General features: G+C 44.4%; 16 protein-coding genes. 12 read left to right on the forward strand and 4 right to left on the reverse strand.

All coding sequences use genetic code 11. The features are described from left to right. Window positions 1-5: 5 nt before the first annotated feature. The 6 genes from K7A41_RS11410 (at window position 6) to trxB (ending at window position 6,504) form a co-directional block, all read left to right on the forward strand. Window positions 6-1,010, forward strand: coding sequence for an NAD(P)H-dependent glycerol-3-phosphate dehydrogenase (locus K7A41_RS11410; RefSeq protein ID WP_028070228.1), 1,005 nt, complete (start codon window positions 6-8; stop codon window positions 1,008-1,010). A gap of 3 nt (window positions 1,011-1,013) precedes the next feature. Beyond that, window positions 1,014-1,910, forward strand: a complete 897-nt coding sequence (hemF, locus tag K7A41_RS11415; RefSeq protein WP_265713789.1) for an oxygen-dependent coproporphyrinogen oxidase — start codon at window positions 1,014-1,016, stop codon at window positions 1,908-1,910. Between the two features lie 18 nt (window positions 1,911-1,928). Next, a complete protein-coding gene (locus K7A41_RS11420) occupies window positions 1,929-3,185 on the forward strand; it encodes a M16 family metallopeptidase (protein WP_265713790.1) in 1,257 nt (418 codons plus the stop codon). Then, window positions 3,175-4,497, forward strand: a complete 1,323-nt coding sequence (locus tag K7A41_RS11425) for a M16 family metallopeptidase (protein WP_265713791.1) — start codon at window positions 3,175-3,177, stop codon at window positions 4,495-4,497. Before K7A41_RS11420 ends, K7A41_RS11425 begins: the two co-directional genes overlap by 11 nt. A gap of 71 nt (window positions 4,498-4,568) precedes the next feature. Further along, on the forward strand, window positions 4,569-5,522 hold the full coding sequence (locus K7A41_RS11430; RefSeq protein WP_028070231.1) for a 3'-5' exonuclease: 954 nt from the start codon (window positions 4,569-4,571) through the stop codon (window positions 5,520-5,522). A 25-nt stretch (window positions 5,523-5,547) separates the two neighbouring features. Next, complete coding sequence (trxB, locus tag K7A41_RS11435; RefSeq protein WP_037533490.1) at window positions 5,548-6,504, forward strand: thioredoxin-disulfide reductase; 957 nt, start codon at window positions 5,548-5,550, stop codon at window positions 6,502-6,504. 142 nt (window positions 6,505-6,646) lie between these two features. Here the strand turns inward: trxB and rnhA are convergent, their stop codons facing one another. Then, the gene (rnhA, locus tag K7A41_RS11440) at window positions 6,647-7,141 is read right to left on the reverse strand and encodes a ribonuclease HI (protein ID WP_028070233.1); all 495 of its coding nucleotides are present in this window, start codon (window positions 7,139-7,141) and stop codon (window positions 6,647-6,649) included. Window positions 7,142-7,330: 189 nt separating this feature from the next. On the opposite strand from rnhA, the gene K7A41_RS11445 reads away from it, so the two are divergent. The 4 genes from K7A41_RS11445 (at window position 7,331) to K7A41_RS11460 (ending at window position 11,640) form a co-directional block, all read left to right on the forward strand. After that, window positions 7,331-9,166, forward strand: a complete 1,836-nt coding sequence (locus tag K7A41_RS11445; RefSeq protein WP_265713792.1) for an alpha-L-fucosidase — start codon at window positions 7,331-7,333, stop codon at window positions 9,164-9,166. Next, window positions 9,166-9,630 (forward strand): hypothetical protein, encoded by a 465-nt coding sequence (locus K7A41_RS11450; RefSeq protein WP_028070235.1) that lies wholly within the window; start codon window positions 9,166-9,168, stop codon window positions 9,628-9,630. Before K7A41_RS11445 ends, K7A41_RS11450 begins: the two co-directional genes overlap by 1 nt. Window positions 9,631-9,713: 83 nt before the next feature. After that, window positions 9,714-10,415, forward strand: a complete 702-nt coding sequence (locus tag K7A41_RS11455; protein WP_028070236.1) for an SIR2 family NAD-dependent protein deacylase — start codon at window positions 9,714-9,716, stop codon at window positions 10,413-10,415. A gap of 106 nt (window positions 10,416-10,521) precedes the next feature. After that, window positions 10,522-11,640: a DUF2891 domain-containing protein gene (locus K7A41_RS11460; RefSeq protein WP_265713793.1), complete on the forward strand. Its 1,119-nt coding sequence runs from the start codon at window positions 10,522-10,524 to the stop codon at window positions 11,638-11,640. 61 nt (window positions 11,641-11,701) lie between these two features. Here the strand turns inward: K7A41_RS11460 and K7A41_RS11465 are convergent, their stop codons facing one another. Continuing rightward, a complete protein-coding gene (locus K7A41_RS11465; RefSeq protein ID WP_115048587.1) occupies window positions 11,702-11,854 on the reverse strand; it encodes a lmo0937 family membrane protein in 153 nt (50 codons plus the stop codon). Window positions 11,855-12,092: 238 nt separating this feature from the next. On the opposite strand from K7A41_RS11465, the gene K7A41_RS11470 reads away from it, so the two are divergent. Then, entirely contained in the window at window positions 12,093-12,389 is a 297-nt protein-coding gene (locus K7A41_RS11470) for a hypothetical protein (protein ID WP_037533498.1), read from the forward strand. 81 nt (window positions 12,390-12,470) lie between these two features. After that, the gene (locus K7A41_RS11475; RefSeq protein ID WP_265713795.1) at window positions 12,471-12,968 is read left to right on the forward strand and encodes a CinA family protein; all 498 of its coding nucleotides are present in this window, start codon (window positions 12,471-12,473) and stop codon (window positions 12,966-12,968) included. A 66-nt stretch (window positions 12,969-13,034) separates the two neighbouring features. Here K7A41_RS11475 and K7A41_RS11480 read toward each other — a convergent pair whose 3' ends face one another. Further along, complete coding sequence (locus K7A41_RS11480) at window positions 13,035-14,063, reverse strand: ABC transporter permease (protein ID WP_265713796.1); 1,029 nt, start codon at window positions 14,061-14,063, stop codon at window positions 13,035-13,037. Further along, a complete protein-coding gene (locus K7A41_RS11485; protein WP_028070240.1) occupies window positions 14,008-15,021 on the reverse strand; it encodes an ABC transporter ATP-binding protein in 1,014 nt (337 codons plus the stop codon). The genes K7A41_RS11480 and K7A41_RS11485 overlap by 56 nt, the downstream gene beginning before the upstream one ends. Window position 15,022: the final 1 nt, after the last annotated feature.

A 15,022-nucleotide genomic window follows, 5' to 3' on the forward strand; every position in this document is an offset into this window, starting at 1 on the left:
AAGACATGCAGGGGAAAAAGATTGGTATCATTGGGAGCGGGAGCTGGGCGACGGCGATGGTTAAGATGCTATGTGAAAATGACCAGGATAAACATATTTTTTGGTGGATCAGGAAACAGGAAGATGCGGATTATATTCAGCAATTCAAACATAACCCAACATACCTGAGCAGCGTACCGGTAGATTTAAGCATCACGACAATTGACACGGATGCCAAAAATGTAATTGCTTATGCGGATATCGTCATCTTGAACACTCCTGCAGCTTATCTGAAGGATGCCTTGGCAGGAGTGACAAAAGACGATTTTAAAGACAAGATTATCGTTTCGGCCATCAAGGGGATTATCCCGAAAGATAATCTCATTATCGGAGAGTTTCTGGAACAACGTTATGAGGTCGATATTAATCAGGTCTGCGTTATCGGCGGACCCTGCCACGCGGAAGAAGTAGCCTTAGGCAAGTTGTCTTACTTGACATTCGGCTGCAAAAATTTGGAAAGTGCGGCATTGGTGGCTTCATTTTTGTCTTCAAGAGTGATCAAAACCATTTTGTCGGACGATGTCCTTGGGATTGAGTTTGGCGCTGTGCTCAAAAATATTTACGCACTGGCCGGAGGCATCTGTCATGGGCTCGGGTACGGTGACAACTTTCAGGCGGTACTTGTCTCCAACGCCATCCGTGAGATGCGTAGATTTGTCGCCAAAGTGGATGGGGATACTTCACGCGATGTGAATACTTCGGCCTATTTGGGGGATTTGCTGGTGACAGCCTATTCGCAGTTTAGCCGCAATAGAACCTTTGGTAATATGATCGGAAAGGGATACAGTGTACAATCTGCTCAATTGGAGATGAACATGGTTGCCGAAGGCTATTATGCCTCTGCGTGTATTCAGCAATATGCTGAGAAATATGAGGTAGATCTGCCGATCTGCGATGCTGTATATCAAATTCTGTATCAGCATCAACCGGCCTCAAAAATTATACAGGCGTTAAGCGAAAAACTAACATAATACATGATAACAAAAGAAGCAATTGCTTTAGCATATAAGGACATACAAAACGAAATTTGTCTGGCGCTCGAACAGTTGGACGGCTCCGCAAAGTTTGAAGAGGAGCTTTGGGAACGCGAAGGTGGGGGTGGGGGCCGGACAAGGATTATTCAAAATGGGCAAATTCTGGAGAAAGGCGGTGTCAACTTTTCGGCTGTGCATGGCAAGCTGCCAGAGTCTATAAAAAAAGCGTTTGGTGTGGATGAAGATGATTTTTTTGCTACAGGGGTTTCAATTGTTATTCACCCGAATAACCCCTGGGTACCCATTATTCATATGAACATCCGCTATTTTGAACTGAATGAACATATTCGTTGGTTCGGAGGAGGAATAGATCTCACACCACATTACGTGAATGAGGAAGATGCACGGTATTTTCACCAGCAATTAAAAGCTGTCTGCGATAAACATAATCCGGATTTTTACGAAGAATTTAAAAAGTGGGCAGACGATTACTTCTATATCCGGCATCGTGGGGAAACGCGTGGTATCGGAGGCGTATTCTATGATAAGTTAAATACCCAGAAGACGGGGATGAATCTGCAGGATATTTTTGCATTCTCGTGTGATCTGGGACGCAGCTTTGCACCCATCTATTCCGTGCTAGTTGAAAAAAGCCGAAATAAAACTTACACCGATGCGGAGAAGAACTGGCAACTGATTCGCCGGGGGCGTTATGTCGAATTCAATCTGGTCTGGGACTCGGGAACTAAATTTGGCCTCGAAACCAATGGTCGCATTGAATCTATTTTGATGAGTTTGCCATCTCAGGCCAGCTGGGTCTATGATCATCAGCCCGAAGAAGGTTCGGAAGAAGCCAAGACCTTGTCTATGTTACGAAAAGGTATTAACTGGATTTAAAAATCGAAAAAGTATTAGATGGTTTCCTATCAGAAATTTACGTTAGATAACGGACTTCGTGTTTTGGTACATGAAGATCATAACACAGCTATGGCCTGTGTTAATATATTATATGATGTCGGCGCGCGCGACGAATCGCCCGAGCAGACCGGCTTTGCTCACCTGTTTGAACATTTAATGTTCGGTGGCAGTATTAACATTCCCAATTTTGATACCGAACTTCAGAAAGTCGGTGGCGAAAATAACGCTTTCACCAGTAACGATATCACAAACTATTATATCACTTTGCCCTCCTCCAATCTCGAAACAGCACTTTGGCTCGAATCTGACCGTATGCTGAGTTTGGCGTTTTCACCGCAAAGCCTTGAAGTGCAGCGTAATGTGGTGTGTGAGGAGTTTAAACAGCGTTATCTCAACCAACCTTATGGGGATGTATGGCTAAAGCTGCGGCCGCTCGCTTATAAGGTACACCCTTATCGTTGGGCTACAATTGGCAAGGAACTGAAGCATATCGAGGATGCAACGATGGAAGATGTAAAGGCATTCTTTGCGTTGCATTACAATCCACAAAGTGCGATTTTGGTGATTGCCGGTGATGTGTGGTTTGATGAAGTCAAAAAATTGGTTCAAAAATGGTTTGGTGACATTCCACGCGGGCGACAATATCATCGCCAGTTGCCAACAGAACCTAAGCAGACTGAACTGAGACGTGAGACAGCCTATGCACCTGTGCCGCTTGATGCGCTTTATATGGCCTTTCATGGGCCTGCCCGCCTTGATGAGGGATACTTTGCCATGGATCTCTTATCGGATATCCTGTCGCGGGGTTCTTCTTCCCGTCTATACCGCAGATTGGTGAAAGAGGAACAGTTATTTAGCGAAATAAACGCATATGTGATGGGTAGTATTGATAGCAATCTATTCGTCATCGAAGGAAAACCATCTGCCGGGATTTCTTTAGAGGAAGCGGAACGTGCGGTATGGGCCGAATTGGAACTGTTGAAACGAGAACTCGTTCCGAACGTCGAATTGGAAAAAGTCAAAAACAAAATTGAATCTACCAATGTGTTTGCTGAACTATCGATTCTGGACAAAGCAATGAACTTGGCGTTCCATGAACTACTTGGCGATGCCAACGGGATCAATACCGAAGTTTCCAGATATCTGGCCGTGACCGCAGAAGAAGTACAACAGCAGGCAAAATTAATTTTTAATCCTGAAAACGTATCCATATTAATGTATAAAGCACAAGAGGAGGTATTAAATGCTGGATAGAACGAAAGCTCCCCAATTCCGTGAAATTGGAAAAATTAGTTTAAAAGAACCGGTCAAGAAGCAATTCTCGAACGGGATGCCGGTATATGTCTTTCACTCCCCCGATCAGGAACTTGTGCGTATCGAATGGATTTTTGAAAATAAATATCTAGACAGCCAAGATGAAAACCCATTGCTGAACAGCACGTTGAGCGCGCTGCTTAAAGAAGGCACAATGACCATGTCCAGTGCCGAAATCGCAGATAAAGTTGATTTTTATGGAGCATTTTTGGTGCCGGAATATTCTTTTGATGTGACGTCCTTATCGCTTTATACCTTAAATCGGCACAGTCAGATATTATTACCATTAGTAAAAGATATTTTAACGGAAGCCTCGATACCACAGGAAGAGCTCGATACTTATATCCGTAATAACAAACAGAAGTTTCAGGTGTCGGTCCAAAAAAACGATTATCTGGCCCGTCGTAAATTTTATAATTTGATCTTCGGCGAAAATAACCGCTATGGCCGGACGCCAAAGTTGGAAGATTATGACATGATTACCCGCGAACAACTGACCGAGCTTTATCGGCGGGAGATCCTGCCGGACAATTGTACCTTGATCGTCTCGGGCAACGTGTCGGACAGCCTATTAAAGGAGCTGGAACAGATTTTCGGAGATGAATGGCCGGTAAACAGGGCAGTGGCAACTACGGGTAGGCCCCTGCTTATTCAGGGAACAGCAGACCTGGCTTATGAAGAGAAAGAGAATGCTTTGCAGTCGGCTGTTCGGCTTGGAGCACAGACCATCTCAAGAGAGCATCCGGATTATCCCGCACTACAGTTTGTAAATACTTTACTGGGTGGTTTTTTTGGATCGAGGCTGATGCGCAACATTCGTGAGGAAAAAGGATATACCTATAGTGTTGGTTCGGCAGTAGCGACTCTGAAACACAGTGGCTTTATTACGATTGCCACAGAAGTCGGTGTGGACACTACCCAAGCGACATTGAGGGAGATTCAGAAAGAAATCGACCTGCTAAAATCTACGTTGGCTTCGGATGCAGAAATTGAGTTGGTGAAAACCTATATGGAGGGATCCATGCTGGGATCATTGGAGAGCATTTTTTCTCATGCCGATAAATTTAAGAGCGTATTGCTGAATGGTATGACGCTCGAATATTACTCCTACTACATGGAAGAAGTTAAGAGCATGACGGCTTCGAAGGTGAGGGATATTGCCAACAAATACCTCGACTTTGATCGGATGGTTAAGGTCGTCGTGGGGAAATTCAACCAGGTGGAGCCGATTCATCAAGTGGTTGTAAATTAAATTTCACAAAGTACAAAAATCAAATCCTACTTTGTATTTTTGGTTTTTGTTTTAAAACGCATAAATCCAGCATGGAATTAAAATTAAAAAGACCATTGGTGTTTTTCGATCTGGAGACTACAGGTGTTAATGTAGCCACGGATCGTATTGTAGAAGTTTCTTTTCTCAAGGTAATGCCCAATGGTGAAGAGACAGTATATACGAAAAGGATTAATCCAGAGCGACCAATTCCTCCGGAATCATCTTTTTTTCATGGCATTTACGATGAGGATATCAAAGATGCACCAACCTTTAAGGCAATAGCTACAGAGCTGGCCGCCTTTATCGGCGACGGCGATCTGGCAGGGTACAATTCGAACAAGTTTGATGTTCCAATGCTGATGGAGGAGTTTTTGCGGGCTGGAGTCGATTTTTCACTGGAAGGACGTTCCTTTGTTGATGTACAGAATATTTTCCATCAGATGGAGCAACGAACATTGAAAGCTGCTTATAAATTTTATTGCAATGCAGAGTTGGAGAATGCCCATACGGCCGAAGCGGATGTGCGTGCAACCTACGAGGTGCTGAAAGCGCAGCTGACAAAGTATGAGGGCGCTGCGTTTGAGGACCGTCATGGTACTGTTACCTATCCTGTAGTCAACGATGTCGATGCCCTGCACGAGTTTACAAACCTGAGCAAACCTGTGGATTTTGCCGGACGTATTGTTTACAATGAAGACGGCTTGGAAACTATCAATTTTGGTAAGCATAAAGGCAGACCGATTATTGAAGTATTTGAACAGGAGCCCAGTTATTATGCATGGATGCAAAATGGAGATTTTCCGCTGTATACAAAGAAAGTACTCGAAAATATCTGGATCAGATACAAGAAGGAGAAGAATGAGCAGAAAGCGAAAGTTGCTACAAGTCAGTCTTCAGAGGAGAAAAAGTTGGCAAGAAATGAGTATAATCGGCAAAAAGAGGAAGTACCGCAACCCATTTCTCTGGATATGCTCAAAGAATTGCAGGATAAATTTAAAAAATAACTTATTAATAGCTTAGAAAAGGATTATGGAATTTAAACAAGAAGTGGAGCATGTGCAATGTCTGATTATTGGTTCGGGCCCTGCTGGTTATACGGCTGCAATCTACGCCGCCCGTGCGGACATGAAACCAGTAGTATATACGGGTATTGTACCGGGGGGACAGTTAACTCAAACAACAGAAGTAGATAATTTTCCCGGGTATCCGAAAGGAATCACTGGCCCAGTGATGATGGAAGAGTTGCGCGAACAGGCTGAACGCTTCGGTACTTCAGTACGTTTCGGATATGTGACGAAAGTAGATTTTACAGGTGACGTGCACCGTGTCGAAATAGATGGTACGGTACAGGTGACCGCCGATACAGTCATCATCGCGACTGGTGCGACAGCCAAATGGCTAGGCCTTGAATCGGAGCAGAAATATAATGGTTTTGGGGTGTCGGCATGCGCCGTCTGTGACGGTTTTTTCTTCAAAAATCAGGAAGTCGCGATCGTCGGCGCAGGTGATACCGCAGCTGAGGAAGCGACCTACCTCGCCAAATTATGTTCTAAAGTGCATATGTTGGTACGCCGTGACGAATTCAGAGCTTCGAAAGCAATGGTACACCGCGTCATGAATACGCCAAATATTGAAGTACATTACAATACGGAAGCGAAAGAAATTTTAGGTGATGGACAGGTCGTCACCGGCGTACGTGTCCTCAATAATAAAGATCAATCCGAAAAAGATCTGGAGGTAACTGGCTTCTTTGTAGCAATTGGTCATAAACCAAATACTGAGCTGTTTACAGGCATCTTAGATATGGATGAAACAGGCTATTTGATTACAAAACCTGATAGCACAGCTACAAATATACCCGGTGTTTTTGCCTGCGGCGATGTGCAGGACAATGTGTTCCGCCAGGCTATTACAGCAGCTGGAACCGGCTGTATGGCTGCTCTCGAAGCCGAGCGATACCTAGCGGCTAAAGAAAGTGGTGAATAGAATAATTCATGTAGGTCATCAGCTGGCAGTCATTGCCGGATGAATACCGTTTGTACAAGAGCCCAGTAGATCAATGGGCTCTTGTACTTTAGTCATAAATACTGCTTTTTTACTAGATCCAATATTCGGAAGCGGTATCCTTTTAAATGCATTCCTCCAGCTCAAATACCGAATCGATTTTCCAATTTGCTTTATCTTTTGCGGCTGCTACTGCCAGTCGGTCACAACGTTCGTTTAGCGGATGCCCCGCATGCCCTTTTACCCATACCAACTTGACCTGATGCAATTTATAGACATTCATCAGCCGAATCCACAAATCTTTGTTCTTTTTACCGGCAAAACCTTTTTGCATCCAGCCATATACCCATTTTTTGTCGATAGCATCGATTACGTATTTGGAGTCTGAGTACACGGTAACCATTTGGTTTAAGTTTTTCAATGCCTCAAGGCCCACGATGACCGCCATGAGTTCCATCCGGTTGTTAGTTGTTTTCCGGTATCCACCTGAAAATTCTTTTTCAATCAGCTTCCCCCTAAACGCTTCGTTATCCCCAGTATACACTGTCCTGAGTATTGTACCATAGCCGCCGGGGCCGGGATTGCCACTCGACGCTCCGTCTGTATATAATTCAATCATACCACCCAAACTTAGATAAATTTGTGCTGATATACAATTTAATTGTAGCCAGCAATTGGCGGTCGTCAGGATCACGGGCAGCAGCCCGCAATGCTATAGTCGCAAATTTTTACTCGTAGACTGGGATTCTGAGCATTTATATGTATTTTGCGGGCTTAAACTCGTTATGTACTCGATTAAATTAGCTTTATGAAGTTTCGAAAGATCTCACTATTGGCACTGTTGGCTTCGGCGTGCTTAAAGGTTTCAGCTCAAGAGGTAGCATCAGCGCAAAAAATGGATTGGTTTGAGGATGCCAAACTAGGGATTTTTATCCATTGGGGTATTTACTCGGTGGACGGGATATCCGAATCTTGGTCATTTTTCAATAATTACATCAGTCATGACAATTACATGAAGCAACTCAATGGGTTTACGGCGCAGAACTATAAGCCAAAAGAATGGGCAAGCCTGATCAGGCAGGCGGGAGCAAAATACGCCGTCATCACAACAAAACATCATGATGGTATTTCTCTATGGAATACGGAAGCGGACAAAGCGATCAGTACCTTGAAGAATGCGGCAGCAAAACAGGATGTCCTCAGTCCCTTTGTAAAGGCCATAAAAGATGAGGGTCTGCATACGGGCCTTTATTATTCGCTGCCCGACTGGAGCCATCCCTATTACGATGTATTTACACGCAACCGCAAACGTTATCAATTAAGTGCCGAACCCAACCGTTGGAACCGCTATGTTCAATATTATCAGAAGCAGTTGAGCGAATTGTCCGAACAATATAAACCCGAACTGATTTGGTTTGACGGAGATTGGGAGCATAGTGCCGACGAATGGAAAGCGCAGGAGACGCTGGCGCTTCTGCGGAAATACAACCCTGATATTATCATTAATTCGCGTCTTAACCATCATGGCGACTATGAGACGCCTGAGCAGGGAATCCCTGTGACACGTCCTGAATCCAAGTTTTGGGAACTGTGTTACACGATGAACGACTCATGGGGATATCAACCATTCGACAAAAAGTATAAATCACCAAATATGATCATCAGAACTTTGGTCGACTGCATTGCCATGGGTGGAAATCTGCTCCTCGATATCGGTCCTAAAGCGGATGGCAGTATCCCGGACAAGCAGCTCCATATACTTAAACAACTGGGACGATGGACCAACAAACATGCACGGGCTATCTATGGCACCAGGGCTGGCATTCCTGCTGAGAACTATTTAGGAAAATCAGCATTGTCAAAGGACGGTAAGACCCTATATCTTTATTTATACGAACAAAAGCCACATGTATGGCTCCGTGGAATTAAGAATCCGAAGGCGCCGGAGGTCACCGTCGTCGGCGACAGCAACGCGAGCGTGAATACCAGACGAGATGGCGAAAATTTGCAACTGGATCTATCCCGCATCAATTTTGATCAAGACGTTACGGTGCTGGCGCTTGATTTTAATGAAGCTGTTGAATGGAGCACGCCCAAGGAAGACAGCACCGATCTTTTATCCGTCTTGGACAGCAAGCAAACCGTGCCGGCATTGAACCAGATTGCAAGTAGCTTACATTCCGGAAGGAATATTTTTGACAATTCGGGTTTAACGGTTGATGGTATGGAAACTAAGATGCCAGCAGGGAAGACAACAAATAAAGAGGTGTTCTCCTGGATCGAGAAACATGCCGAGGCCCTATATGAGACAGGTAAAGGGCTTCCAGACGGACATTATGAAGGGCATAGTGCACTTTCCAAGGACCGTCAGACCCTTTACCTGTTTGTCGAAGGTATACCGACAGGGCCAGTAGCCCTGAAAGGTATAAAGAATGGGATAGCACGCGTCCGGATTGTTGGAGAGGGGTCCATGATAAGCCACGATGTATTTAATAAACTCTACTGGAGCAATATCCCAGGTATTATCTATATCGATGTGCCCAAAGAACGTCTGGATAAAAACATGACTGTAATTGCAATATTGTTGGATTCACCGCTTGCGCTATATCGTCAAAAAGTAGGTGCTATAGAAAATAATCTATAATGAGCTTTTGGAAATTTGTTTCTGGAATCGTTATAAGCGGTGCCTTCTACATATCATGCCATGGGGGCGATGGAAGCGATTTGGAACGTTTGCGGGCAGATTCGCTGGTAAGTGAAGTGATCAAAGGGAGATTGAGCCTCGATTCTTTAGCTAAATCGCAAGAGTTTATGTATTTTAATGAAAAGTACTTCCACGAACCTGCCAATTTAAAGGAGATGTCTGCTTTTGACAGGATTCAGGTCCAAGTGGTGACTTACCGGATCTACAGTCATGTTAAACTCGTGAAAAATCGCTATCAATTTGGTGTTAAACAGGCTAAGGACCTCCATATTCCCAACAGAGCATTTGTGTATTATCAACGTTCGTTTGAGGAAATGAATAGGAGAGCGGCGGCCAGCCGTGATTCAGTTCAGCTCGAACTACCGGAAGATTATGCCATTATGCTCCTTAAACAGGAGTTGTGATCCTGGTACACAAATTATTCGGTCGGTTATGGTGGGGATTCATTGGAAATCACTATTTTTAGATGTGATAAAATGGCAATGAAATGAAGAATATTGTTGTACTCACTGGAGCAGGTATCTCCGCTGAAAGTGGCATCCCCACGTTTCGGGACGCCAATGGTCTGTGGGAGGGACACGACGTGATGGAGGTGGCATCCATTGAAGGCTGGACTAAAAATCCGGTTTTGGTGCAGGAATTCTATAATTTAAGACGGAAGGTGGCGCTGGCGGCTAGACCAAATGTAGCCCATCTGGCATTGCAGCGCCTCGAGTCCGCATATAATGTCACCATTATAACGCAAAATGTGGATCTACTGCACGAACAGGCAGGGTCAACCGCAATCATTCATTTGCATGGACGATTGGATCAATCGAGATCATCAATAGATGAACGGTTGGTATATCCTGTCGAAGGAACCGAAATCAAAATGGGAGATCTTTGTGAAAAGGGAAGCCAGTTGCGTCCCAATATTGTCTGGTTTGGAGAGGCGGTTCCGGAGATCGAACGCGCGATCGCGCATGTTGAAGCAGCAGACATATTGTTGATTATTGGGACTTCCTTGCAAGTTTATCCGGCCGCGGGACTAAAGGAATTTGCTTCGTCGCAGTGTAGGATCTATGTGATCGATAAGCACATTCCATATGGAGTATCGGGAACTAAAATTCAGTGTTTTGAGGAAAGTGCAAGTATAGCCGTTCCTGGTCTCGTTCAGCAGTTACTTGACGAGTCTGATTACCGTGAATAAAATAAAAGTTTACTGGCCTCTACATAAAAATATGTCATTTTATCCGCATTAGGCGTCTTAGACCAGATGGAGCGTTCGCCAAGCGATAAAAGAAATTAAATAGCAGATGAAAAAAATAGTAGGATTATTTTGCAGTACATTTTTGGCTGTCGCATGCCAGAATAGTTCCAAGGTTAACGTGCGTACAAGTAGAGAGGAAGCTCCTTTGCAACTTGATAGCGCACAGGCGAGGCAGCTACTCGCCCTGCCATTGCACTGCATCGAAGTCGAGTATCCCAACAAGCTAGGCCAAGTATTGGGGAGTGGAGAAGACTTGAAAGGCCCGCGTGTGCTGCACCCCATTTTCTATGGTTGTTTTGATTGGCATTCTTCCGTTCACGGCTACTGGTCTATCATCCGTATTCTAAAACAGTTTCCTGATCTGGATAAGGCTGGAAGCATACGGAAACAGCTGAATCAGATCATCACCGACGAACATGTAGCTGCCGAACTGGCGTTTTTCCAAACTAAAAATAATAGAAACTTTGAGCGTACCTACGGCTGGGCATGGCTGCTGCAACTACAGAAGGAACTGCTGACTTGGAAAGATAGCGACGCCCAGCGTTGGGCAGGCGCTTTGTCGCCATTGTCGAAGCATATTGTAAAAGCTTATCAAGATTACTTACCCAAGCTGGTCTATCCGATCCGTACCGGTTACCATGATAATACGGCGTTTGGACTATCGCTAGCACTGGATTATGCACGGGCGACGAACAATACGGTTTTTGAAAAGTCTTTAATGACCAATGCGACAAGGTTGTACGACCATGATAAAAATTGTAATATCAGCTTCGAGCCCAGTGGAAGTGATTTCCTTTCGCCCTGCCTTGAGGAAGCGCTATGCATGAGCACGGTCATGCGTCAGGAGGAATACCGCAAATGGCTGCGAGAATTTCTTCCCGAACTGTTCGAGCCAGAATTTAATCTGGAACCGGGGATTGTGAAAGATCGCAGTGATGGACATTTGGTACATCTCGATGGGTTGAATTTTAGCCGCGCGACCTGTTTAAATGGCATAGCCAAGGCGCTCCCAGAACTAAATCATCTGCACGCTCTGGCCAATAAACATCTAAACTATTCATTGCCCAATATCACTACGCAGGATGATTATATGGGATCGCACTGGCTGGGGACTTTTGCGCTCTATGCGTTATCGCACAATGAATCAATCAACGAAGTGCGTTAGGATAAAGAGGCGGGGCATAAAGATCCGGCGAGGGAATAAAATGTATCCCCTCGCCGGATCTTTATGCAGCCCCCCGTATAACGCGCAACAAGACAACGATGATTGCAATAACCAGCAACACGTGTATAATATTCCCCGTTGCATAACCTCCGAAAAAACTGATTGCCCATATAATGACTAAAATGACGGCAATGATGTATAATAAATTTCCCATAATATTGATGTGTTTTTCATTAGAACAACAACAGTCAAGCGAAGGTTTTAGCATAAAAGAAGTTTTGTTCTCTAATGCTATAAATGACCAGTTGCGTACACATAAATATATTTCTTTCAAACCATCCACTGTTGACAGCTGTTCGCCATCCGAAGACAAGCATGACGACTGAGTCTGAAGTCAGTTTCAAGTAGTCTACATCACAGATATATGATTTCAGTAATTTATTCATACAAATATGGACAAGACAGTAAAAGCATATTTACAGATTACCTTAAGGATCAATGCAGCGGATAAAGGTGCTGCTTCGAGTGTTTACGATAAGTTTCAAGCGTCCTTCCTTGACCAGATTAAAGGGGCGATATCTGCAGAATTATTGATAGGTGAGGAGTATATCCAACTGTTACATGGATTTGAGACTGCCGAAGATGCCAAAGCTTTTCTTTCTACTGAGCTGTATAACAATAGTGTTCTCGTTGCGCTCAAACCATTGATTCTGGATAATCCCGAGATCAGGATTTTTAATGTCGCTTAGTTTATGGATGGTAGGTTGATAACATCTGAATGCTGTCCATCCGATAAGAGTTTTCATAAACGGTAAAAGATATCGAGTTATATGGCTAAAATAGAATTTTCCGAACGATTGCTGAAGGAGATTAAAAACGGTCTTTGCCAATCTCATACACGGTTGGCGGTAGCAGAAAGTGTGACAGCAGGCTTTTTGCAGTTGGCATGCTCACAGATGGAAAATGCAACTGCAGTGTTTGCCGGTGGCATAACTACTTACGCGATGGACGAAAAAATACGGATCTTACAAGTTGATGCGGAAGAAGCCAAGCGCTGCAATTGTGTATCAGCCTCCATTACTGATCAGATGGCTGTTGCAGTAGCGGCGTTGTTCCATGCGGATTGGGGAATAGCGACAACGGGTTATGCCACAGTGGTGCCCGAGTCGCGGGGTGAACTATTTGCGTTTATTTCGGTCGTACATCAGGGAAAGCTTGTCGATCGAAAAAAGATCGAACTACAGCTACCTATGGACGCTGTAGATGCCCAATACGCGTATACTATTGCAGCATTGGAGAACATGGCTGATGCGCTTAAAAACAGATAGCGGTTTGAATTGAGGACAAATGCCGTTCGGCGACCTAAAAGGCATTTGTCCTCGGTTACACTACTGCTAACAGCGAATCTCACGTCTCATAAACAGATAATAAGACCATGCAAAGCAAACCACTGTCGCCGCGGTAAGACCACTTATCTGTGGCCAAACCATAAGAATACTCTCTCTCACCGAAAGTGGAGCTGGGATGGCGCCTACCATCTGTTCCATTGCGATTGGGCCAAGGCTTCGGACAGACGGCATCAACAGGGTTGTCGACGCATCTGTGTAAAGTTGGCTTGGCGACAATCTCAATATATTCAATATAAGCTCATTATAACTTAAGTACTCTTGTTCTGAGATATAGTTTGGATTCGGCAAAAACGGACGTATCGCCAGATTAACCAAAATAGGAAAGAATACGGTGAAAAAAAGCCAGATCCCGATGGCTGTCAGTGCCGAGGTAGCTGGCTGACGAAAAGAGATCGATAATAAAATGGAAAGGCTGAGCCAAAATGCCACGTAGATGATACTAATGAATGTGAAACCCAGTATCCGCAGCAATTCTTGTGGTTCTATACGTACACCTGTTCCCAATAATCCACCACCGATCATAAGTAATACCAAAGCAACAAACAATGTACCTACGACAATGAGCGGCGCCAAAAATTTGGCAAACAGCAGATTATCCCTATATAGCGGTTGTGCCATCAGCCGGGTAAGTGTTCCATTATTATACTCAGCATTGATCGCGTCAAAACCCAGTGCAATGCCGAGCAAAGGCGCCAGGAAATTCAAAAACACATGAAACGGAGGTATCGAATTGTCAGTGAGCGTCAACAATTTGAGGTATAAGAATGATTTATCTGGATCCTGTACATTATTGACAGCATCTTTTAGTCCGGAAGAGGAAATATAGAGTGAGGCCCCAAATGTCAATAGAATCAATATGATTAAGGTGACAAACCGCCAACTCCTGATCTGAGATGCAGCTTCCTTGTTTAACAATACCATCAAAGGGCTGCCTGTTTCTGTTCTTCCCGAAGTCACATTAGCGTTTAAACTTCCCGAAAAGAGACTTCCCGAAGAAACGGTTGGATTTTTCATATTCAGTATTGTTTATTTTACTATGCTCGAAATACGTATTATAAATGTTATCCAATGCGTAGTCGTTACGCTGAACGGAAACGACGTTCGCCCCATGGTGCACCAGCAGACGTACAGCTTCAGCTGTGACATCGCCGTCGCTTTTAAGTTCAATAGTGTTTGCCTGGATGGTTAACTGCCGCAGGCCGGGTAGGTTTTTCAGCTGCTTTTCGAAGCCTATCATATCATTATCCGCTTCGATCGCGATACGTGTTGTTACGCCTTCCTGTTGCTGGAGATTTTGCGCTAATTGGTCTATGGATCCTTCTACAAGAAGTTTTCCGTCGACAAAGATGCCGACCCTGTCACATACACGCTGTACCTGATGCAAGTGGTGTGATGACAGAAGAACAGTTAAATGTTGCTCTTTGCTCAATTTTTTGATAAGCTCAAGGAATTCATTGACACCGCTTGGATCGATTCCTAGCGTAGGTTCGTCCAATATAGCTACTTCTGGATTTTTGATAAGTACCTCTGCCAGTCCAAGTCGCTGCTTCATTCCTCTGGAAAATACACCCGCTTTCTTATTTATTGCCTGTTCTAATCCGACGATGCTCAACATCTCTTTCGCCCGGTCGTAGGCCTGTGAAGTCGACAGACCATTTAATCTAGCGATAAAACTAAGGTTCTCCAAGGCAGTCATCTCGGGATAGAAGCCTACATTGTCAGGGAGATAGCCTACTTTCTTCTTGACTGCGATTGGGCTCCTGGTGGCATTGTAGCCGCACACCATGGCGGTACCAGAAGATGGCTCGGTCAACCCCAGCATCATTAAGATGCTGGTTGTTTTTCCGGCACCGTTGGGGCCAAGCAGGCCAAATATCTCGCCTTTATAGATATTTAAATCAAGTTTGTCAACAGCGACTGCTGTACCGTAATTTTTGGTCAGGCCAGTCAGTTGAATAATAGGGTCCTTCATG

Origin of the sequence: Sphingobacterium sp. InxBP1 (assembly GCF_026191775.1) — a bacterium.
GTDB lineage: Bacteria > Bacteroidota > Bacteroidia > Sphingobacteriales > Sphingobacteriaceae > Sphingobacterium > Sphingobacterium thalpophilum.